Source organism: Jeotgalibacillus salarius (assembly GCF_004405125.1).
GTDB classification, from domain to species: Bacteria; Bacillota; Bacilli; order Bacillales; family Jeotgalibacillaceae; genus Jeotgalibacillus; species Jeotgalibacillus salarius.
The window spans coordinates 1-21,314 of record NZ_SORX01000002.1; the positions used below are offsets into that span (position 1 = coordinate 1).

The 21,314-nt window shown below is 42.3% G+C and carries 20 protein-coding genes and 1 other annotated feature; all 20 genes read left to right on the forward strand.

Going from position 1 to position 21,314, the window contains the following annotated elements:
* Positions 1–181 precede the first annotated feature (181 nt).
* The 20 genes from E2626_RS02455 to pyrE all read left to right on the forward strand — a co-directional run bounded on the left by E2626_RS02455 (position 182) and on the right by pyrE (position 20,673).
* Positions 182–430 (forward strand): YlmC/YmxH family sporulation protein, encoded by a 249-nt coding sequence (locus E2626_RS02455; protein ID WP_134379330.1) that lies wholly within the window; start codon positions 182–184, stop codon positions 428–430.
* Between the two features lie 67 nt (positions 431–497).
* Positions 498–1,310 (forward strand): peptidoglycan editing factor PgeF, encoded by an 813-nt coding sequence (gene pgeF, locus E2626_RS02460; protein WP_244094229.1) that lies wholly within the window; start codon positions 498–500, stop codon positions 1,308–1,310.
* 5 nt (positions 1,311–1,315) lie between these two features.
* Complete coding sequence (locus E2626_RS02465) at positions 1,316–1,987, forward strand: YggS family pyridoxal phosphate-dependent enzyme (RefSeq protein ID WP_134379332.1); 672 nt, start codon at positions 1,316–1,318, stop codon at positions 1,985–1,987.
* Between the two features lie 17 nt (positions 1,988–2,004).
* Positions 2,005–2,415, forward strand: a complete 411-nt coding sequence (locus E2626_RS02470) for a cell division protein SepF (protein WP_134379334.1) — start codon at positions 2,005–2,007, stop codon at positions 2,413–2,415.
* A 23-nt stretch (positions 2,416–2,438) separates the two neighbouring features.
* Entirely contained in the window at positions 2,439–2,714 is a 276-nt protein-coding gene (locus E2626_RS02475; RefSeq protein ID WP_134379336.1) for a YggT family protein, read from the forward strand.
* A gap of 55 nt (positions 2,715–2,769) precedes the next feature.
* A complete protein-coding gene (locus tag E2626_RS02480) occupies positions 2,770–3,546 on the forward strand; it encodes a YlmH family RNA-binding protein (protein WP_134379338.1) in 777 nt (258 codons plus the stop codon).
* A gap of 145 nt (positions 3,547–3,691) precedes the next feature.
* Positions 3,692–4,198, forward strand: a complete 507-nt coding sequence (locus E2626_RS02485; RefSeq protein WP_134379340.1) for a DivIVA domain-containing protein — start codon at positions 3,692–3,694, stop codon at positions 4,196–4,198.
* Positions 4,199–4,276: 78 nt separating this feature from the next.
* Positions 4,277–4,504: a binding site (T-box leader), on the forward strand.
* Positions 4,505–4,553: 49 nt separating this feature from the next.
* Positions 4,554–7,331 (forward strand): isoleucine--tRNA ligase, encoded by a 2,778-nt coding sequence (gene ileS / locus E2626_RS02490; RefSeq protein WP_134379342.1) that lies wholly within the window; start codon positions 4,554–4,556, stop codon positions 7,329–7,331.
* Between the two features lie 277 nt (positions 7,332–7,608).
* Complete coding sequence (gene lspA / locus E2626_RS02495; RefSeq protein ID WP_134379344.1) at positions 7,609–8,097, forward strand: signal peptidase II; 489 nt, start codon at positions 7,609–7,611, stop codon at positions 8,095–8,097.
* On the forward strand, positions 8,063–8,995 hold the full coding sequence (locus tag E2626_RS02500; protein WP_134379346.1) for an RluA family pseudouridine synthase: 933 nt from the start codon (positions 8,063–8,065) through the stop codon (positions 8,993–8,995). Before lspA ends, E2626_RS02500 begins: the two co-directional genes overlap by 35 nt.
* A 138-nt stretch (positions 8,996–9,133) precedes the next feature.
* Positions 9,134–9,670 carry a bifunctional pyr operon transcriptional regulator/uracil phosphoribosyltransferase PyrR gene (gene pyrR / locus E2626_RS02505; protein WP_134379348.1) on the forward strand — a complete coding sequence of 179 codons (537 nt, stop codon included), beginning with the start codon at positions 9,134–9,136 and terminating at the stop codon, positions 9,668–9,670.
* Positions 9,671–9,789: 119 nt separating this feature from the next.
* Entirely contained in the window at positions 9,790–11,112 is a 1,323-nt protein-coding gene (gene uraA, locus E2626_RS02510) for a uracil permease (protein ID WP_134379350.1), read from the forward strand.
* 165 nt (positions 11,113–11,277) lie between these two features.
* Positions 11,278–12,183 carry an aspartate carbamoyltransferase catalytic subunit gene (locus E2626_RS02515; RefSeq protein ID WP_134379352.1) on the forward strand — a complete coding sequence of 302 codons (906 nt, stop codon included), beginning with the start codon at positions 11,278–11,280 and terminating at the stop codon, positions 12,181–12,183.
* Positions 12,167–13,435: a dihydroorotase gene (locus E2626_RS02520; protein ID WP_134379354.1), complete on the forward strand. Its 1,269-nt coding sequence runs from the start codon at positions 12,167–12,169 to the stop codon at positions 13,433–13,435. Before E2626_RS02515 ends, E2626_RS02520 begins: the two co-directional genes overlap by 17 nt.
* Positions 13,432–14,517, forward strand: a complete 1,086-nt coding sequence (locus E2626_RS02525) for a carbamoyl phosphate synthase small subunit (RefSeq protein ID WP_134379356.1) — start codon at positions 13,432–13,434, stop codon at positions 14,515–14,517. The genes E2626_RS02520 and E2626_RS02525 overlap by 4 nt, the downstream gene beginning before the upstream one ends.
* The gene (gene carB, locus E2626_RS02530) at positions 14,510–17,701 is read left to right on the forward strand and encodes a carbamoyl-phosphate synthase large subunit (protein WP_134379358.1); all 3,192 of its coding nucleotides are present in this window, start codon (positions 14,510–14,512) and stop codon (positions 17,699–17,701) included. The genes E2626_RS02525 and carB overlap by 8 nt, the downstream gene beginning before the upstream one ends.
* On the forward strand, positions 17,698–18,462 hold the full coding sequence (locus E2626_RS02535; RefSeq protein WP_134379360.1) for a dihydroorotate dehydrogenase electron transfer subunit: 765 nt from the start codon (positions 17,698–17,700) through the stop codon (positions 18,460–18,462). Before carB ends, E2626_RS02535 begins: the two co-directional genes overlap by 4 nt.
* Complete coding sequence (locus E2626_RS02540; RefSeq protein WP_134379362.1) at positions 18,455–19,393, forward strand: dihydroorotate dehydrogenase; 939 nt, start codon at positions 18,455–18,457, stop codon at positions 19,391–19,393. The genes E2626_RS02535 and E2626_RS02540 overlap by 8 nt, the downstream gene beginning before the upstream one ends.
* Positions 19,365–20,075, forward strand: coding sequence for an orotidine-5'-phosphate decarboxylase (gene pyrF / locus E2626_RS02545; RefSeq protein WP_134379364.1), 711 nt, complete (start codon positions 19,365–19,367; stop codon positions 20,073–20,075). Before E2626_RS02540 ends, pyrF begins: the two co-directional genes overlap by 29 nt.
* Positions 20,065–20,673: an orotate phosphoribosyltransferase gene (gene pyrE, locus E2626_RS02550; RefSeq protein WP_134379366.1), complete on the forward strand. Its 609-nt coding sequence runs from the start codon at positions 20,065–20,067 to the stop codon at positions 20,671–20,673. Before pyrF ends, pyrE begins: the two co-directional genes overlap by 11 nt.
* Positions 20,674–21,314: the final 641 nt, after the last annotated feature.

Genomic DNA, 21,314 nt, shown 5'->3' on the forward strand with positions numbered 1-21,314 from the left:
GGTACGTACGGTGGTGTGAGAGGTCGGGGAATGAAAATTCCCCTCCTACTCGATTTGTAAAACAATTTACATGCTGAGCTGAAGTGTATCAAGCATAGAAAAAACTTCTCTATTATAAGCAAAAATTTCATTGCTTCGTAAAACAAGCTCTCTTGCATAGTATAAGGTAGGGAGGAGATAGATGATGAGAATTTCTGATCTTCAATCAAAAGATGTTGTGTCAATTACCGATGGGAAAAAATTAGGTCTAATCGCTGATATCGACTTAAATGTTCAAACCGGCATGATTGATTCATTTGTTCTGCAGTCTTCAGGCGGATGGTTTAACCGCGGTGAAGAGGTCAGGATTAAATGGAAAGATGTCGCCAAGATCGGCAATGATGTCATTTTAGTAAGAAATATTCCTCAAGTTGATGGAGTAATGAATTAAAGAGATTTTTGCGAATTTATGATACACTTTTAGGGAATCTCTGTGCGTACAGAAAGGTTTGATCACTATGGGAATGATTGCTGACAAGTCAAATACATTTGTGGAATCTGCTGTATGGAAAGAAAAATTTCCGAATCTGACTGCCGTCTTTACAACAAAACATGGAGGCATCAGTAAAAAGCATTTTTCTTCTCTTAATACAGGATTACATGTGGATGACCAACCGAATGATGTCATTCAAAATCGTCACATCATAGCACAAAACTGCGGATGGGATCTGAAGAATTGGATTTTTGCTGATCAGGTTCATGGTACACGGGTTGTGCAGGTGAATGCACATCACGCAGGCATGGGGACTGACTCATATGAAAAAGCAGTAAAAGCAGCAGACGGCCTCTGGACTTTTGATCAGGGGCTTGGACTCGCGCTTGGATTTGCTGATTGTGTACCGGTTTACTTTACCGAACCTGAAACTGGGTTTGCAGGGGTTGCACATGCGGGCTGGAAAGGCAGCGTAAGCAATATCACCGGTGAAATGATCAGACAGGCTTCTGAAGCCGGTGTCTGTGCGGACAAAATTCATGTCCTGATTGGACCTTCAATAGGAAAATGCTGCTATCAGGTTGATAGCAGAGTCATTGATCAGATTCCCCAAGAACTGTCTGAGCATAATAAATTATACGAAGTAATCGGGGACAATCAATACAAGCTTAATTTACAGGAGTTAAATAAACAGCTGTTAATGATGGCAGGTGTAAAAGAAGAAAATATTCTGCTGAGCGAAATGTGCACAGCCTGTCATGAAGACGTCTTTTTTTCACATCGGAGAGACGACGGGAAAACAGGCAGGATGTCTGCTGTGATCGGATGGAGGGAATAATAAAGTTGAAAGTATCTGAAAAACTGGCTTTAATCAGCAATGATATTAAGTCAGCTGCTGAAAAAGCCGGAAGAAAACCTGACTCAGTAAAAATAGTAGCAGTAACGAAGTATGTCAGCAATGAGCGCACACAGGAAGCAGTGAATGCAGGACTGATCCACCTGGGAGAAAATCGCCCTGAAGGCTTTACAGAAAAAAGCGAGGCGATCAATGGAGAAGTGAAATGGCACTATATCGGATCGCTGCAATCAAGAAAAGTGAAAAGTGTCATTAATGAATTAGATTACCTGCATTCTCTTGATCGTCTGTCGCTTGCGAAAGAAATTCAAAAGCGTGCAGTAGAGAAAATTGATTGTTTCATTCAGGTAAATGTGTCTGGAGAAGAACAAAAACATGGACTTTCTCCACAAAATGCGATTGAATTTGTCGAAGCACTGGCAAACTATGATAAAATAAACGTAATTGGATTAATGACAATGGCGCCGCTGACTGATGATAAAGAGGTGATCCGCAGCTGTTTTAAACAGCTGGCAATGCTCAGGGATAAAATAGCTGCTAAAAATCTGCAGCATGCACCGTGTACTGAGCTGTCAATGGGCATGTCAAACGACTTTACCATTGCCATTGAAGAAGGGGCTACCTACATAAGAATCGGATCTTCGCTCGTCGGAGAATAAAGGAGGAAATCCGTGTTATGGGGATGAAAACGAAATTTAAAGATTTTTTCTTTGGTGAAGAAGAGGAATATATGGAAGAATTGACTGAAGAAGCGCCTGAAGAACCGAGAAGTGTGAGAAAGTCTTCTCAAAAGCAGAATGTTGTCAGTCTGCAAAGCATTCAGCAATCATCAAAAATGGTTCTGATGGAACCGAGGCTGTATGCTGAGGCCCAGGAAATTGCTGATCACTTGAAGAGTCATCGTGCAGTTGTAGTGAATCTTCAGCGTATCAGTAAGGATCAGGCTAAAAGGATCGTTGATTTCCTGAGCGGTACAGTTTATGCAATCGGTGGTGACATTCAGCGTGTAGGAACAGATATCTTTTTGTGTACACCTGATAACATAGAAGTAAGTGGAAATATAACGGACTTAATTCAAGAAGATTAAGATGATAGGTGGTTAAAAACAGTATGCAAAGTGTTTTATATTCTGTATTTCAAGTACTAGAGCTGTTACTGACTTTTTACAGCTATGCGCTGATTATTTATATTCTGCTTTCATGGTTTCCAAATGCCCGGGAAAGCAGTTTCGGACAGTTACTCGCAAAACTATGTGAGCCTTATCTGGAACCATTCAGGAAAATCATACCACCACTTGGAATGATTGATATATCACCACTGGTTGCGATACTTGCACTGAACTTTGCGATTAGTGGCTTGAGGCAGCTATTTTATATGATCATTTGAAACCAAAGGCCCGGTGGCGATCACCGGGCTTCTTTAATTTAAAGGATGTGAAAAGATGTCAATTTATCAGCATTTCCGAGAGGAAGAAAAAGGATTTATTGATCAGGTCCTGGGATGGAAACAGGATGTGGAGTTCAAGTATGCCCCAAAGCTCACTTATTTTTTGGATCCCAGGCAACAGCATATTGTTCATTCAATCATAGGAAATACCGGAGAGGTCAAAGCAGTTTTCGAAGGTGGAACTAATGAGAGTGAACGAAAAAGAGCGCTCATTTATCCGGATTATTTAACACCTGCAATTGAAGATTTTGAACTGGTGCTTCTTGATGTCGGTTACCCTTCAAAATTTGTACTGCTGTCCCATGGAGATGTGTTAGGTTCCCTGATGGGGTTAGGTATCAAAAGAGAAGTAATAGGTGATATACTCGCTTCAAAAGAACGTATTCAACTCATTACCTCAAAAGAAATGAAAGATTTCTTAATCATGAATTTCATTCAGGCCGGAAAAGCAAAAGTAAACCTGACTGAAGAAAAGTGGGGGAATGTCATTCAGCCTGAGAATAAATGGGCTGAAAAAAATGTGTTAGTTTCTTCGTTGCGCCTTGATACAGTGCTTGCCAGCGCGATTAATATATCCAGACAAAAAGCCCAGCTGCTGATTCAGGGTGGTAAAGTAAAAGTCAATTTCAGACAGGAAGAAAAAACCTCATTTGAATTAGATCAGGGAGATATGATTTCTGTCAGAGGTCATGGGAGAATGCGTGTAGGTGAACTGAGTGGAATGACTAAAAAAGAGAAAATCAGATTAAACTTTTATTTCCTGCAGTCGTAGCATTCTTGTTCAAACCAGCTGGAAAAGTCTTATCAGAGCTAGGACATTCAGTTGAAATATTGAAGAATTAAAAGGATTTTCACACAAAAGGTCGAATCATCAGTATAATGGATGATAGGAAAACAAAGACACGGAGGTGCAGATTATGCCATTATCGCCACTCGATATACATAATAAAGATTTTAGCCGGGGATTCAGAGGCTATGATGAAGATGAAGTCAATGAATTTTTAGATCACGTTATGAGAGACTATGAATTGGTACTGCGTGAAAAGAAAGAGCTTGAAGAGAAACTCTCAAACCATACTGAAAGACTCGGTCATTTCACTACAATTGAGGATACTCTTAATAAATCTATTGTTGTAGCCCAGGAAGCAGCTGAAGAAGTAAAGCGAAGCGCTAATAAAGAAGCGAAGCTCATTGTTAAGGAAGCGGAGAAAAATGCAGACCGCATTGTTAACGAGTCTTTAACAAAGGCACGTAAAATTGCAGTTGAGATTGAAGATTTAAAAAAGCAGTCAAAAGTTTTCCGTACGCGCTTTAAAATGCTGATTGAAGCTCAGCTCGATTTAATCAGCAACGATGACTGGGACGAATTAATGGAATATGACCTTGATACCGAAGAACTGAAAAGTCTGGAGCGACACGATTAAGAATCATTGACGTTTTAGATTTATATTACTATAATAAAAATGATAAAATGTAATTTAATTTTCTTGCAATCATACATTCGAACAACATTGAAGGGAACAGTACTCTACTTCATGACCGATTAGCAGCGATCCGGGGATGGTGAAAGCCCGGAACGGCAGAAAAGAGGAAAATCATCCCGGAGTTTTCAGGCTGAAAGTCAGTAAGCCTGAACGTGTGACAGCGTTAACCGTTACTTAAGTGGGAAAATTTTAACCTTTTCCTATAAGGGTGGTACCGCGTGAAGCACAGGCTCTCTCGTCCCTTTCCAGGGGATGGGGGAGTTTTTTATTTTCTGAAAAATGAGGAGGAGAAAAAATGGAATACAAAAATACATTATTAATGCCGAAAACTGCGTTTCCAATGAGAGGTAATCTGCCAAATCGTGAACCTGAAATGCAGGAAAAATGGGCTGAAATGGACATTTATAAAAAAGTGCAGGAAAGAACAGCAGGTCGTCCGCTTTTTGTTTTGCATGACGGTCCTCCATATGCAAATGGAGACCTTCATATGGGACACGCACTGAATAAAGTGCTGAAAGATTTTATTGTACGTTACAAATCAATGAGCGGATTCCAGGCTCCATACGTTCCGGGTTGGGACACACACGGACTTCCGATCGAACAGGCGCTTACGAATAAAGGTGTTAAGCGTAAAGAAATGACAGTTGCTGAATTCCGTGAAAAATGTGCAGAGTATGCACTTCAGCAAATTGATAACCAGCGTTCACAATTCAAGCGTATCGGTGTTCGTGGTGACTGGGATCATCCATACATCACACTGAACCCTGAGTATGAAGCTGAACAGATTCGAGTGTTCGGTGAAATGGCGAAAAAAGGGTATATCTACAAAGGAAAGAAACCTGTCTACTGGTCTCCATCAAGTGAATCTGCATTGGCAGAAGCAGAGATTGAATATCAGGATAAGCGTTCAGCATCTATTTATGTCTCTTTTGATGTGAAGGATGGAAAAGGTTTATTAGATCATGATACAGCTTTTGTTATCTGGACAACGACGCCATGGACAATTCCTGCTAACTTGGCAATTGCACTGCATCCGGAATTAGAGTATGTGGTCGTGAATACAGGAAGTAAAAAATTCGTTGTGGCAAAAGAGCTACTTGAAAAAGCACAGGAGACAATGGAGTGGGATCAGGCTGAAATTACTGCAACTTACAAGGGAGCAGAGCTTGAGAACGTAACGGCTAAACATCCTTTATATGACCGTGAATCATTAGTTGTTTTAGGTGATCATGTTACAACCGAAGCAGGTACGGGGTGTGTTCATACTGCTCCCGGACATGGTGAAGATGATTTTATCGTCGGGAAGCAGTACGGTCTGGACGTTCTGTGTCCTGTAGACGACCGTGGTGTGTTTACTGCGGAGGCACCAGGGTTTGAAGGTTTGTTCTATGACAAAGCAAATAAACCAATCACTGAAAAGATTGAAGGAGCGGGCGCTTTATTAAAGCTTGAATTCTTTACACACAGTTATCCTCATGATTGGAGAACGAAGAAACCGATTATCTTCCGTGCAACTGCACAGTGGTTTGCTTCAATTGATAAATTCAGAGAAGAACTGATGCAGGCGGTAAAAGATACGAAGTGGATCCCTGGCTGGGGAGAAACAAGACTCTTTAACATGGTCCGTGACCGCGGTGACTGGTGTATTTCGAGACAGCGTGCATGGGGCGTTCCGATCCCTGTTTTCTATGCTGAAAATGGTGATTCGATCATTACTGAAGAAACGATCAGTCATGTATCCAATCTTTTTGCCGAGCATGGTTCAAACATCTGGTTTGAAAAAGATGCCAAAGATCTTCTTCCAGAAGGGTTCACTCACGAGGGAAGTCCGAATGGACACTTTACAAAAGAACAGGATATTATGGATGTTTGGTTTGACAGCGGCTCGTCACATCAATCAGTACTTAAAGTCCGTGATGACCTGCAGCGTCCTGCTGACCTTTACCTTGAAGGAAGCGACCAGTACAGAGGGTGGTTCAACTCTTCTCTGACAACAGGTGTAGCGGTAACTGGAAAAGCGCCTTACAAAGGTGTATTAAGCCACGGATTTGCTCTTGACGGTAATGGCCGTAAGATGAGTAAGTCTCTTGGGAATGTTGTTCTGCCATCTAAAGTAATGAATCAGCTTGGTGCAGACATTCTCCGACTGTGGGTTGCATCAGTTGACTATCAGGCAGATGTTCGTGTATCTGATCCAATTTTAAAGCAGGTTGCTGAAGTTTACCGTAAGATGCGTAATACACTGCGCTTCCTGCTGGCAAACCTGGCTGATTTTGATCCTTCGAAAGATGCAGTTTCTTTTGAAGATTTGAGAGAAGTTGATCAGTTTATGATGGTGCGACTGAATCAGGTGGTAAAATCAGTAACAAATTCATATGAGAATTATGAATTTGCGTCAATTTATCATACAATTAATAATTTCTGTACAACGGATCTTAGTTCGTTCTATCTTGATTTCGCTAAAGATATTCTGTATATCGAAGCAGAAAATCATGCTGATAGACGTGCAATGCAGACTGTGATGTATGAATCTCTGGTTTCACTGGTTAAACTTCTGTCACCAATTCTTTCTCATACAGCAGATGAAGTCTGGACATTTATCCCTGGTGTTGAAGAAGACAGCGTTCAGCTGACTGATATGCCAAAAGCTTCAGCATACGACGATGAAAAGGCATTGCTTGATAAATGGAATGCTTTCCTGGATGTAAGAGACGATGTATTAAAAGCGCTTGAAGAAGCAAGAAGCACGAAGCTGATCGGTAAATCTCTGGCAGCGAAAGTAACGCTGTTTGCAGATGAAAAAACGTATGAACTTCTTTCATCTGTAAAAGAAGATCTGAAGCAGTTATTTATTGTATCAGAGTTCGAACTTGCAACTGCATCTAATGATGTTCCTGAACAGGCAATTAAATTTGACGGACACACAGTTGCAGTTGAAAAAGCAGAAGGTGAAACGTGTGAAAGATGCTGGACTGTTACGACAGATATTGGCAACGACAGCGATCACCCGACACTTTGCACAAGATGTGCGACAGTGGTGAAAGAGAATTATGCAGATGTAGCAGCAGAATAAAAATCAAAGAGTTGTCGGTTAATATACCGGCAACTTTTTTAAGTTGTATATGCATAGATTTTGGCTCATGCCATGCCTGTTTACAGGCATGGCTTTTCAAGCTTTGCTTGAAAAGTACCAAAGATGATCCAAAATCAGACGCAGTAAGACCAAAAAACTAATATTATGTTCACTTTCAGTTAAACTATTTGCAAAACATCTTCGGTTATCATGCTGAAGGTCTGGAATTATGCTACAATATTTTAAGGGTTTGCAACGAGATAACGGAGGTAGACAAGTGATCTATTATTTGCTGGCTTTAATGATTATTGCAGTGGACCAGCTGACAAAATTGCTAGTGGTCCGAAATATGGAAGTAGGAGAATCAATCAATGTCATTGATGGTTTTTTCTATCTGACCTCGCATCGAAACACAGGCGCGGCATGGGGAATGCTTGAGGGACAGATGTGGCTTTTTTATATCGTCACGCTGGTTGTCATTGCAGGTATCCTTTATTATTATCACAAACATGCTATAGGAAATAAATTATTCAGTGCTAGTCTGATGGTCTTACTGGGCGGGGCAGTTGGTAACTTTATTGACCGCATCTTCAGGCAGGAGGTTGTAGACTTCATACAGTTTACATTCTTTAATTTTATTTTTAATATTGCTGATGCGGCACTGACAATTGGAGTAATCATGTTATTTCTTCAAATGATATTAGAAGAAGTGCAAGAAAAGAGGAAGAAAAATGGAAAACATTCAACATTTAATACAGGAAAATGAAAAAGGAAAACGCCTTGATGCAGTTTTGGCAGGGCTTGAACATAACTGGTCACGAAATCAGGTACAGCAATGGATTAAAGAAGGAAATGTGACTGTAAACGGTTCAACAACAAAACCGAATTACAAAAGCGTAACCGGTGATGAGATCCTGATTGAGATTCCCGATCCTGAACCGCTTGATGTGGAATCAGAGGAAATGGATCTTGATGTTTACTATGAAGATGCTGACGTACTAGTCGTTAATAAGCCTAAGGGGATGGTCGTTCATCCTGCGCCGGGGCATCTTACAGGTACGCTCGTAAACGGTCTTATGGCGCACTGTAAAGATCTTTCTGGAATTAATGGTGTATTGCGTCCCGGCATTGTGCACAGAATTGATAAAGATACATCAGGACTTTTAATGGTTGCAAAAAATGATTCAGCACACGAAAAACTTGTACAGCAGTTAGTGGATAAAAGTGTAACAAGAAAATATATGGCTGTGGTTCACGGTATTATCCCGCATGATGATGGTACGATTGATGCGCCAATTGGCCGTGACAAAAAGGACCGTCAGAGTATGACAGTAGTTGATGGCGGTAAACAGGCAATTACTCACTTTAAAGTTATAGAACGTTTTAAAGAATTTACACTCGTGGAATGTGAGCTTGAAACGGGCCGCACACATCAGATCCGTGTTCATATGAAATATATCGGTTATCCGCTTGCAGGGGATCCGAAATATGGACCGCGCAAAACACCTAATCTGAACGGTCAGGCGCTGCATGCAGGAGTCCTGGGGTTTGTTCATCCATCAACTGAAAAGTATGTTGAATTTACTGCTCCTGCTCCGGAAAGCTTTGATCACTTTGTCGAAAATTTAAGAGTAGCCGTTGACAATAATCAGGATACAGATTAGAATGAAAACAACTTAATAACTGAAACCTTTAATCCGGTCCAGAGAGGCAGGAAAGGCTTAGCGAATATACCTGTTATATTTCTGCCCTTCCGTCTGCCTATAGCCGGAAGGGCTTTTTTGATAGAAGGGATTGATTGAATGTCTGCAACCGTAGTGATGGATGAGCAGATGATGAAACGGGCGCTAACAAGAATTGCGCACGAAATCATTGAGCGAAATAAAGGCGTTGAAGACTGTGTGCTGGTTGGAATCAAAACGAGAGGCATCCATTTAGCGGAACGTCTGAAAGAGAGAATCGAATCAATCGAGCAGGTAACAGTCCCAGTCGGAGAGCTGGATATTACAATGTATCGTGATGATTTGGAAAAAAAACATACTTCCGGTGAACCTGTTGTTCACAGCAAACAACTCTCACTAGATGTAAACGATAAAAAAGTCATTGTCGTTGATGATGTTTTATATACCGGCAGAACCGTCAGAGCTGCGATGGATGCGATTATGGATAATGGCAGACCAACTCAGATTCAACTGGCAGTGTTAATTGACCGGGGACATAGAGAACTTCCGATCAGAGCTGATTTTGTCGGTAAAAATATACCGACTTCAAGTGATGAAAAAATCAGCGTCGAATTACTTGAAACAGATAAAAGTGAACAAGTGACCATTCATAAATAAAATCCTTTAATGCAGTCCAGAGAGGCTGGCAAAGGAGTCGATGGAGGATATACGTGTATCCTTCCGAGCCTCTTTGCCATGCACCTGGTAAAGAGGCTTTTTTTACAGGAGGAATTTCAATGACGAATATCCAAACAGCAAAACCAATTCTTGATGTAGAAGAAAAACCAAAATTAAATCAATGGCTGACACTCAGTTTACAGCACTTATTTGCAATGTTTGGAGCAACAGTGCTTGTTCCGATGCTGGTTGGCCTAAGCCCCGGAACAGCACTGTTATCAAGCGGACTCGGGACGCTGGCATATCTGTTAATTACAAAAGGTCAGATTCCGGCTTATCTCGGCTCATCATTCGCTTTTATCGCACCGATTATCACTGCAACTGAAATCGGAGGACCGCAGGCGGCTATGCTTGGTGCATTTTTCGCTGGACTTGCCTATGGCGGGGTGGCAATGCTGATTTACAAATTCGGCGTCAACTGGCTAATGAGAATATTGCCACCGGTTGTCGTAGGTCCGGTGATTATCGTTATTGGATTAAGCCTGGCAGGAACGGCGGTTAACATGGCAATGTATGAAAATCCGCTTGCAGATCCAGTTGACTTTGTATATAGCGGAACGCACATCACGGTTGCACTGATCACGCTGGCAATCACGGTCATTGCTTCCATCTACTTTAAAAAGTTTTTCGGCTTAATTCCTATACTGGTCGGTATTACGGGAGGGTATATTGCTGCTTTATTCGCCGGGCTGGTCAATTTCCAGCAGGTCATTGATGCACCATGGTTTGCAGTTCCAGATTTGTATATGCCATTTGTTCATTACAGTCCAAGCTTCTCATGGACAGCCATTGCAATTATGGTTCCGGTTGCGATCGTCACACTTTCGGAACACACCGGTCACCAGATGGTTGTCAGTAAAGTAGTAGGCAGAAACTTTTTGGAAAAGCCGGGTCTTCACCGGTCAATCCTTGGAGATGGTGTTGCAACAGTCATTGCATCAATGATTGGCGGACCTCCAAACACGACATACGGTGAAAATATCGGCGTGCTTGCCATTACGAGAATCTTCAGCGTGTTTGTCATAGGAGGCGCAGCAGTGCTTGCAATCTTCTTCGCCTTCGTCGGCAAAGTTTCAGCGCTGATCAGCTCAATTCCAACACCTGTTATGGGCGGTGTATCAATTCTTCTTTTCGGAATCATTGCTTCAAGCGGGCTCAGAATGCTCATTGAAGCAAATGTAGATTTTTCTTATAAAAGAAATCTGATTATCGCTTCAGTCATCATGATCATCGGTGTAGGTGGAGCATACGTACAATTTTCGGAATCATTTATTCTTCCGGGTATGGCACTGGCTGCAATTGTAGGAATCGCATTGAACTTAATTCTTCCGGGCAGAATAAAGGAAGAAGAGTCGCTGTTTAACGAAAATAAAGCTGCATAAAATCCTTTTAATTGAAGTCCAGAGAGGCTTTCAAAAGGGTTTCTGACAGGATCAGTCTGTCTAAAACCGCTTTTTGAGGCTTCTCTCAGAAAGCGGTTTTTATTATAGGTAAGCTGATTAAAAAAATGTTCAGTTAAATCGTACATTTACAAGGAGGTCGAAACCATGCATTTTCTAACACTAGAAGAACTGACAGTGGATGATATTTACAAGGTGCTTTATCAGGCTGAAGCGATGAGGAGTCACACACCAATACCAAGACCGGATCTATATGCAGTCAATCTCTTTTTTGAAAACAGCACTCGGACAAAGTGCAGTTTTGAGATGGCTCAAAGGAAGCTCGGTATGAATGTACTCTCATTTGATGCAGGAAATGCTTCTATCAGCAAAGGTGAATCACTCTATGACACGGTCAAAACGCTGGAGGCGATTGGCGTTGATGTAGCCGTAATCAGACATAGTGAAGAACGATATTTTGATGCACTGAAAGATAAGGTCTCGTTATCACTGATTAATGGCGGAGACGGTATGGGTCATCATCCATCTCAATGCATGCTCGATCTTCTGACGATTTATCAGGAATTTGGAAGCTTTAAGGGATTGAACGTCACGATTGCAGGTGACATCAGGCACAGCCGGGTGGCGAGGTCAAATACGTATGCCTTGAAGAGACTGGGTGCCAATGTGAGTTTTTCAGGACCGCGTGCATGGCATGATCCGGAAATGGCAGATATCCCTTTTATTGAAATGGATCAGGCAGTAAAAGAAAGTGACGTAGTTATGCTGCTCAGGGTTCAGCATGAAAGACATGCGTTTGGAGAAAACTTTACGAAGCAGGAATATCATAATCAATACGGACTGACGAATGATAGAGAAAGAAAGATGAAGAAAAACAGTATTATCATGCATCCTGCACCAGTGAACCGTGGAGTGGAGATCGCTGATGAACTTGTGGAATGTGAAAGATCACGCATTTTTAAACAAATGAAAAATGGTGTCGTAACAAGAATGGCGATGCTTCAATATGTGCTTGCAAAAAGAGAGGAGACAAAACATGAACTTATTAATTAAAGGTGCAGAGGTATTTGGTTATGGAATAACAGATGTCAGAATCTCCGAAGGCAGCATCCATTCAATTGGAGAATTATCTGAACTACATAATGAGGATGTCATTGAAGCGTCAGGGAAAGTTCTTTCCCCGGGATTTGTAGACGTCCATATCCATTTAAGAGAGCCTGGTGGGGAACATAAAGAAACAATTAAAACAGGTACTGAAGCAGCTGCCCGCGGAGGATATACGCTCGTATGCGCAATGCCAAATACCCGGCCGGTACCTGGTGACGTTGAAACACTTCATTACATTCAAAACATCATAAAAAAAGACGCAGTTGTACCGGTATTGCCATACGCTTCAATCACTAAAAATCTGGCAGGTAAAGAAATTAATGATTTGGAAAGTCTTGCGGAGCAGGGGGCCTTTGCTTTCACTGATGACGGTGTTGGCATACAAAGTGCCGATCAGATGCTTCAAGTAATGAAAAGAGCGTCTAAGCTTGGCAAAGCAATTGTTGCGCACTGTGAAGACAACAGCCTGATTCACGGCGGCTGTATGCATGACGGAAAAAGATCAGAACAACTCGGACTGCCGGGTATTCCATCCGTTTGTGAATCTGTCCAGATTGCACGTGATGTCCTGCTGGCGGAAGCGGCGGATTGTCACTACCACGTGTGTCACGTTTCAACGAAAGAATCAGTCAGAGTGATACGCGATGCTAAAAAGGCTGGGATAAAAGTGACGGCAGAAGTTACACCGCATCACCTTTTATTAAATGAAGAAGCGATACCTGGTGATGACGCGAACTACAAAATGAACCCTCCGCTCCGTTCATCAGAGGATCAGCAGGCATTAATCGAAGGGCTTGAAGATGGAACAATAGACTTTATCGCTACAGATCATGCCCCTCATGCAATTGTGGAGAAAAGTGAAGGAATGCTGAGAGCACCATTTGGTATTACAGGATTGGAATCAGCTTTTCAGCTATTAAATACGACGTTTGTTGAAACAGGAAGATGGACGATGGAACAATTGATTGAATGGCTGTCAGTAAAGCCTGCTGCTACTTTTAATTTGAATGCCGGGAAGATCGAGGAAGGTGCAGATGCTGACCTTGTTCTGCTTGATAGAAATAAGATAAGTGAGATTGATCCGGATGCTTTTATCTCAAAAGGTAAGAATACACCGTTTGGCGGCCAGAAAGTAACAGGAAAAGTAATGCTGACAGTGAGTAAAGGAAAAATCGTTTTTCAGGGGGAAATGGCATGACGAAAAAACTACTTATTTTAGAAGATGGCTCAGTTTTTGAAGGTGAAGGTTTTGGCTGGATGGGAGATGCTGAAGGAGAAGTTGTTTTCAATACAGGGATGACAGGCTATCAGGAAATACTTTCTGACCCATCATATTGTGCACAGATGGTTGTACTGACATACCCTTTGATCGGTAATTACGGGATCAACAGAGATGATTTTGAATCGATTCACCCATATATTAAGGCACTGATTGTACGTGAAGCATGTGATTTACCTTCCAATTTCAGAAGTGAAGCGAGTATTGATGAACTGCTGAAGGAAAAGAAGATTCCGGGTCTTTCGGGAATTGATACAAGAAGGCTGACGAGACTGATTCGCAGCTATGGCACGATGAAAGGAAAGATTTGCTCGGAGGGAGCGGATGTCAACAGCATGACAGCAGAGTTAAAGTCTTCCGAACTTGTGCAGGACCAGGTGAGTCGTGTGTCCACGAAGTCAGCTTATCCAAGTCCGGGCAGAGGGAAGCGGGTTGTCGTTGTTGATTACGGAATGAAACACGGAATTCTTAGAGAGCTGAATCGCAGACAGTGTGATGTAATCGTCGTCCCTTATCACACTTCAGCTAAAGAAATTCTGAGACTTCATCCTGACGGAGTGGTGCTTTCGAACGGACCTGGAGATCCGAAGTCAGTACCTGAATCAGTTGAAGCGGTTAAACAGCTGGTCGGTTCCGTACCAATTTTCGGCATATGTCTTGGGCATCAGCTGCTTGCACTTGCAGGCGGGGCTGATACGTTCAAATTAAAGTTCGGTCACCGCGGTTCAAACCATCCTGTTAAAGAACTTTCAACAGGTAAAGTTGCGATCACTGCTCAGAATCATGGCTATGCAGTAGACGAACAATCCTTATTGACTACAGATTTTCTAGTGACGCATAAAGCGCTGAATGATGGAACAGTTGAAGGGATTTCACACCGTAATGAAGCTGTTTTTTCAGTACAGTATCATCCTGAAGCGTCACCTGGTCCTGAAGATGCAAATGAGTTATTTGACCGTTTTATTCACATGATGGAGAAGGAGGAAATTCAATATGCCTAAACGTACTGATATCAAAACCATTTTAGTGATTGGATCGGGCCCGATCATCATTGGGCAGGCAGCCGAGTTTGATTATGCAGGAACACAGGCATGTCTGGCACTGAAAGAAGAAGGATATCGCGTGGTGCTTGTCAATTCAAACCCTGCGACCATCATGACGGATACAGAAATTGCAGATAAAGTATATATGGAGCCTCTGACTGTAGAATTCATCAGCAGAATCATCAGAATGGAAAGACCTGATGCGCTGCTACCAACACTTGGTGGGCAGACTGCGCTTAATCTGGCAGTTGAATTGTCTGAGAGCGGAATTCTGGATGAATGTAATGTTGAAATACTCGGCACAAAACTTGATGCTATTCAGCAGGCTGAAGACAGAGACCTTTTCAGAAAACTGATGAACGAGCTGAATGAACCGGTGCCTGATAGTGAGATTATTCATAACATTGATGAAGCGTATGATTTTGTAAAGCAGATCGGCTATCCGGTTATTGTGCGGCCTGCTTTTACACTGGGAGGTACAGGCGGTGGTATTTGCCATAATGATGAGGAGTTAAAAGAAGTCGTTTCCTCAGGTTTAAAATATAGCCCGGTTACACAATGTTTACTTGAAAAAAGCATTGCGGGATTCAAAGAAATTGAATATGAAGTGATGCGAGATAAAGACGACCATGCCATCGTTGTATGTAATATGGAAAATATCGACCCTGTCGGCATTCATACAGGTGACTCAATTGTAGTCGCTCCATCACAAACATTGAGTGACAGAGAATATCAAATGCTGAGAAATTGTTCACTTAAGATCATCCGTGCGCTTGGTATTGAAGGTGGCTGTAATGTTCAGCTGGCATTGGATCCCGACAGCTTCCAGTATTACATTATAGAAGTGAATCCACGGGTCAGCAGATCGTCAGCGCTTGCATCAAAAGCTACAGGTTATCCGATTGCAAAGCTTGCGGCTAAGATTGCAACAGGTCTTACGCTTGATGAAATGATTAATCCGGTAACAGGAACGTCCTATGCATGCTTTGAGCCGGCTCTTGATTATGTCGTGACTAAAATTCCAAGGTGGCCATTTGATAAATTCGAATCTGCAAAACGTAACCTCGGCACTCAGATGAAAGCGACAGGAGAAGTAATGGCCATTGGCCGGACGCTTGAAGAATCTCTTCTAAAAGCGGTTCGTTCCCTTGAAAACAATGTGTATCATTTAGAAATTGAACAGAATGATCCTGAGTGGGTTGAACGCCGGATTAGAAAAGCTGGAGATGAACGACTGTTTTATATTGGAGAAGCATTAAGAATGGGCGTATCAATAGACGACATTCATGACTGGAGTAAGATTGATCACTTCTTCCTTCATAAGATGAATAAAATTGTACAGTTCGAACAGGTACTTCGTGAAGATCAGTCTTATGATTCTTTATACAAAGCTAAAAGGATGGGTTTCAGCGATAAAACGATTGCAGCACTCTGGAATACGACTGAAGAAGCTGTATATAACAGAAGAAAAGCAGACGGTCTCATGCCGGTATACAAAATGGTTGATACTTGTGCAGCAGAATTTGAATCGGAAACACCTTATTTCTATGGCACATATGAAGATGAAAATGAATCAGTTGTAAGCGACCGTAAAAAAGTCATCGTTTTAGGCTCTGGACCAATCAGAATTGGTCAGGGCGTTGAGTTTGACTACGCCACTGTTCATTCAGTCTGGGCGATTAAAGAAGCTGGGTATGAAGCGATCGTCATTAACAGCAACCCTGAAACGGTATCAACAGACTTCTCTATTTCGGACAAGCTCTACTTTGAACCGCTGACCCTTGAGGACGTCATGCACGTTATAGACCTTGAAAAGCCTGAAGGTGTTGTCGTTCAGTTTGGCGGACAGACTGCGATTAATCTGGCAGACGGTCTGTCAAAAAGAGGGGTAAAAATTCTTGGTACATCATTAGAAGACGTGGATCGGGCTGAAAACAGAAATGAGTTTGAGAAAGCACTAAAAACACTGGGCATTCCAATGCCGGAAGGAAAAACAGCTGTTTCTGAAGAAGAGTCAGTGGTGATTGCGGCAGAAATCGGCTACCCGGTACTTGTACGACCGTCTTATGTGCTCGGTGGCAGAGCAATGGAGATTGTCTATCATGAACAGGAGCTTCGCCATTACATGAATACAGCTGTAAAAGCGAGCCCTGAACATCCCGTTTTAATTGACCGTTATTTGACCGGGAAAGAGATCGAGGTTGACGCAATCAGTGATGGGGAGACAGTGTGTATACCAGGAATTATGGAGCATATTGAACGAGCAGGCGTCCACTCAGGAGATTCAATCGCTGTATATCCGCCGCAGACTTTGACTGCAGATCATATATCAACACTTGAAGACTACACAATCCGTCTGGCTAAAGGGCTTAATATTAAAGGATTAATCAATATTCAATATGTCATTTCCAAAGGTGAAATTTATGTGCTTGAAGTGAATCCGAGATCGAGCCGCACAGTTCCGTTTATGAGTAAGATTACCGGTATTCCGATGGCGAATATGGCAATGAAAGCAATCCTTGGTGAAAAAATACGTTCATTTGGCTACGGGACAGGTCTTGTACCGGAAAAAGACGGTGTCTATGTTAAAGTACCTGTGTTCTCATTTGCCAAGCTGAAGCGTGTGGACATTACGCTTGGACCTGAAATGAAATCCACAGGGGAAGTCATCGGTAAGGATGAAACGCTTGAGAAAGCACTGTACAAAGGGTTAACCGCTGCAGGTATGAATATTAAACACCATGGCTCAGTGCTGCTGACAGTTGCTGATAAGGATAAAGATTCAGGCACGATGCTGGCAGAAAGATTTCATCGACTTGGCTATCATATTTTGGCCACTGAAGGAACTGCGCAGTCCTTTAACGAAGCAGGGATTCCTGCAGAAACGATTAATAAAATCGGTGAACAGGGTAAAACGCTGATTGACGGCATTCAGTCAGGAGAAATCCAGCTGGTAGTCAATACGTTGACAAAAGGAAAGCAGCCCGCGAGAGACGGGTTCAGAATTCGCAGAGAATCAGTTGAAAATGGTGTACCTTGCTTAACATCACTTGATACTGCCGAGGTCATGCTTCGTGTACTTGAATCGATGAACTTCACAATGTCACCAATGAGTCCATCAAAAAAGGCGGCACTCGTATGATAAAGGTTGAAAAAATGAAAATCCTCCAGCAAAAAGAGATTGCGGGAAATATATTTGAACTAAAGCTGCAAGGTCCATTGGTTAATGAAATATCAATGCCGGGTCAATTTGTTCATATAAAGGTAAACACAGCAAACGACCCTCTTCTAAGAAGGCCGATCAGCATCTCTTCATATGATAAAAAACAACAGTCAATGACGCTGATCTACAGAGCTTCAGGTCTTGGGACGAGAGAACTTACTAATCAGGCAGACGAACTGGATGTGATGGGCCCGCTCGGCAGCGGGTTCCCAGTCGAAACTGTACAGGGCCAAACAGCAGTATTAATCGGAGGCGGCATTGGTGTCCCACCTTTATATGAATGTTCTAAACAGCTTAAAGCAAGAGGAATGAATGTGGTTCATGTCCTTGGATTTGAATCAAAAGAAACTGTATTTTATGAATCTGAGTTCAAAGAGCTTGGGCCGGTTTATATTACGACTGCTGATGGATCTTATGGAACAAAAGGTTTCGTGACTGATGCTGTCACTGCTTTTAATATAAACGCAGATGTGTTTTATGCGTGTGGTCCTGTCCCAATGCTTGGTGCAGTTGAAAAACAGTTTGACGGTATTCCGGGGTATATTTCGATGGAACAGAGAATGGGCTGCGGTATTGGTGCCTGTCTGGCTTGTGTCTGCTCAGTAAATGGTCCTGAACTATATAAGAAAGTCTGTACAGACGGACCTGTCTTCAGGAAAGGGGAGTTGGTCTATGGATAAGCTGAATATCAGCCTGCCCGGGTTAGAGTTAAAGAACCCGATTATGCCTGCTTCCGGATGCTTTGGTTTTGGGCGTGAATACAGCCAGTTTTATGACTTAAGCATACTCGGTTCTATTATGATTAAGGCAACAACAGCAGAGCAGAGGCTCGGTAACCCGGTACCGCGTGTGGCAGAGACATCGTCAGGTATGCTTAATGCGATCGGTCTTCAAAATCCCGGCCTTGAAAAAGTGCTGAGCACGGAGCTGTCATGGTTAGAACAATTCGATCTTCCCGTTATTGCGAATGTTGCTGGGTCGATGATGGAAGATTATGTACTGGTAGCAGAAAAAATCTCTAAGGCTAAAAATGTAAATGCGCTCGAGCTGAATATTTCATGTCCTAATGTAAAAGAAGGCGGTATCGCATTCGGTACTGATCCGCTTACTGCAAAGGAACTCACTGCAAAAGTTAAAGCTGTGTCTGAAGTGCCTGTTTATGTGAAATTATCTCCGAACGTTTCCAATATCTCAGAGATGGCTTTGGCTGTTGAAGAAGGCGGGGCAGATGGGCTGACGATGATTAACACCCTAGTCGGTATGCGTCTTGATCATAAAACGGGTAAGCCGGTCATTGCCAACGGTACAGGTGGACTTTCCGGTCCGGCTATAAAACCGGTTGCGCTCCGAATGGTATATGAAGTCAGTCAGGTAACAGATCTTCCAATCATTGCGATGGGCGGAATCAGCTCTGCATGGGATGTCATTGACTTTATTTCTGCAGGAGCCAGCGCAGCAGCCGTAGGTACAGCGAATTTCGTTAATCCGTTCATCTGCAAAGAAATCATTGAAGAGTTGCCAGCCATATTAGATGAGCTTGGTGTGGATCACATCCATGACCTCAAAGGGAGGAGCTGGAACGTTGGAAAAGTTGCCAATACTCGCGCTTGATTTTACTGGTTCAGAAACAAAAAAGTTTCTGTCTCATTTTGATGAACAGTTGTTTGTGAAAGTCGGTATGGAACTGTTTTATGAAAGTGGACCTGCGATTGTTCACGATATTAAAAGTATGGGGCATAAGATCTTTTTAGATCTGAAGCTTCACGATATTCCGACGACTGTTCAAAAAGCTATGAAACAGCTGGCAGCACTTGAGGTGGATCTGGTGAACGTACACGCTGCCGGCGGCCTCAAAATGATGGAGGCAGCGGTTAATGGACTGGAACAGGGCAGCATCGGTAAAGCAAGACCTGAAATTATTGCTGTCACACAGCTGACATCTACTTCAGAATCACAGATGCAGAATGAACAAAATATTTCAGGGACACTTAGTGATTCAGTGAAGAATCTGGCTGCGCTGTCAATAGAAGCAGGTTTAGACGGAATTGTGTGCTCTGCTGCAGACTGTCCATACTTAGTCCCTGATTTTGGTTCGGACTTTAAATATGTAACACCAGGCATTCGTCCAAGAGGATCCGCTGCAAATGACCAGGTCAGAACGGCATCTCCCGAAGAAGCTAGAAAACTCGGTGCTTCAGCCATTGTAGTAGGGAGAGCAATTACACAAAGTGACAATCCTGTAGAGCGTTACTTTCAAATAAAAAAAGAATGGGGCGGCACTGATGAAAAATAAAATGGCAGCATATTTACTTGAAATCAAAGCAGTTGAACTAAGTCCGGCACATCCTTTTACATGGGCTTCAGGAATTAAGTCCCCTATTTATTGTGATAACAGATTAATCATGTCATATCCTGAAATCCGGTCCTTTGCAGCAGACCAGTTAACTGACCTGATTAAAACAAATTTTCCTGATGCAGAAATCATCGCCGGCACAGCTACAGCAGGAATCCCGCATGCCGCATGGGTTAGTGAACGGATGGAACTGCCTATGAATTATGTAAGGTCTTCAGCAAAAAAACACGGCAAAACAAATCAGATAGAAGGAAAAGTGAGTTCAGGAAAAAAAGCAGTCGTCATAGAAGACTTAATCTCAACAGGCGGAAGCAGTATTGATGCTGTAACAGCACTTAAGGAGCAGGGGATCGAAGTATTAGGCGTCGCTGCATTATTTACATACGGATTTAAAAAAGCAGAGCAGCAATTCAAAGAAGCAGGAGTTCCTTACTTTACAGTCACCGATTTTGACACACTCATTGGACAGGCTGAAAAAATGAATTATATCAGTAAAGACCAGGTTATAGAACTGGAAAAGTGGAAGAGTGAATTTTGATTTGAAGTTGTATTAAAAGGTGTTTAGATTAAAGCAATTAAGTGAGCTAATTTCATAATTCCGAGCCCTTGAGGCTCTAAGTGTCAAATGGCGCAAAAATAGAGCACCTCCCCCAAATCCTTTTTTAATGTAGTCAACACATAACACACACAAACAGAAGTGGAGGCGCTCTATGCCTATGATAAGATAACCTATTTGACATGCATGAATTATTCGAGATGGAACCTACCCATCCCTTCAATGCTATTTTTTCCTCATTAGAACTCGGTCCATTTCTTCGTGTTTTCGATAAGAAAACTCATCGTGGCGCGCCTCGCGAAATCGATTATGGGGCCAAGATTTATTCGTTAATCGCTCGTGTGGTGGAGCGAAACCCTACGATTAAGCTCCTGGTGAAGCGCTTGAAACAAGATCCCTTTTTTCGTTTCGATAGCAGATACCCATAGGGAGGATGCACAATCGAAAAAAACGCTCCCTGTTTAAGAAACAATCACGATAACCTCATACGGCAGCTACTCAATCTAAATAAATACATAATTTCAGAAAGAGCATTGTAACTGCTTGTGCAAATTATGGAATGCTCACAGATTGCTAACCTCTTAAGAAAGACGAATTAGAAATTGCACATTAGGAAACACTAA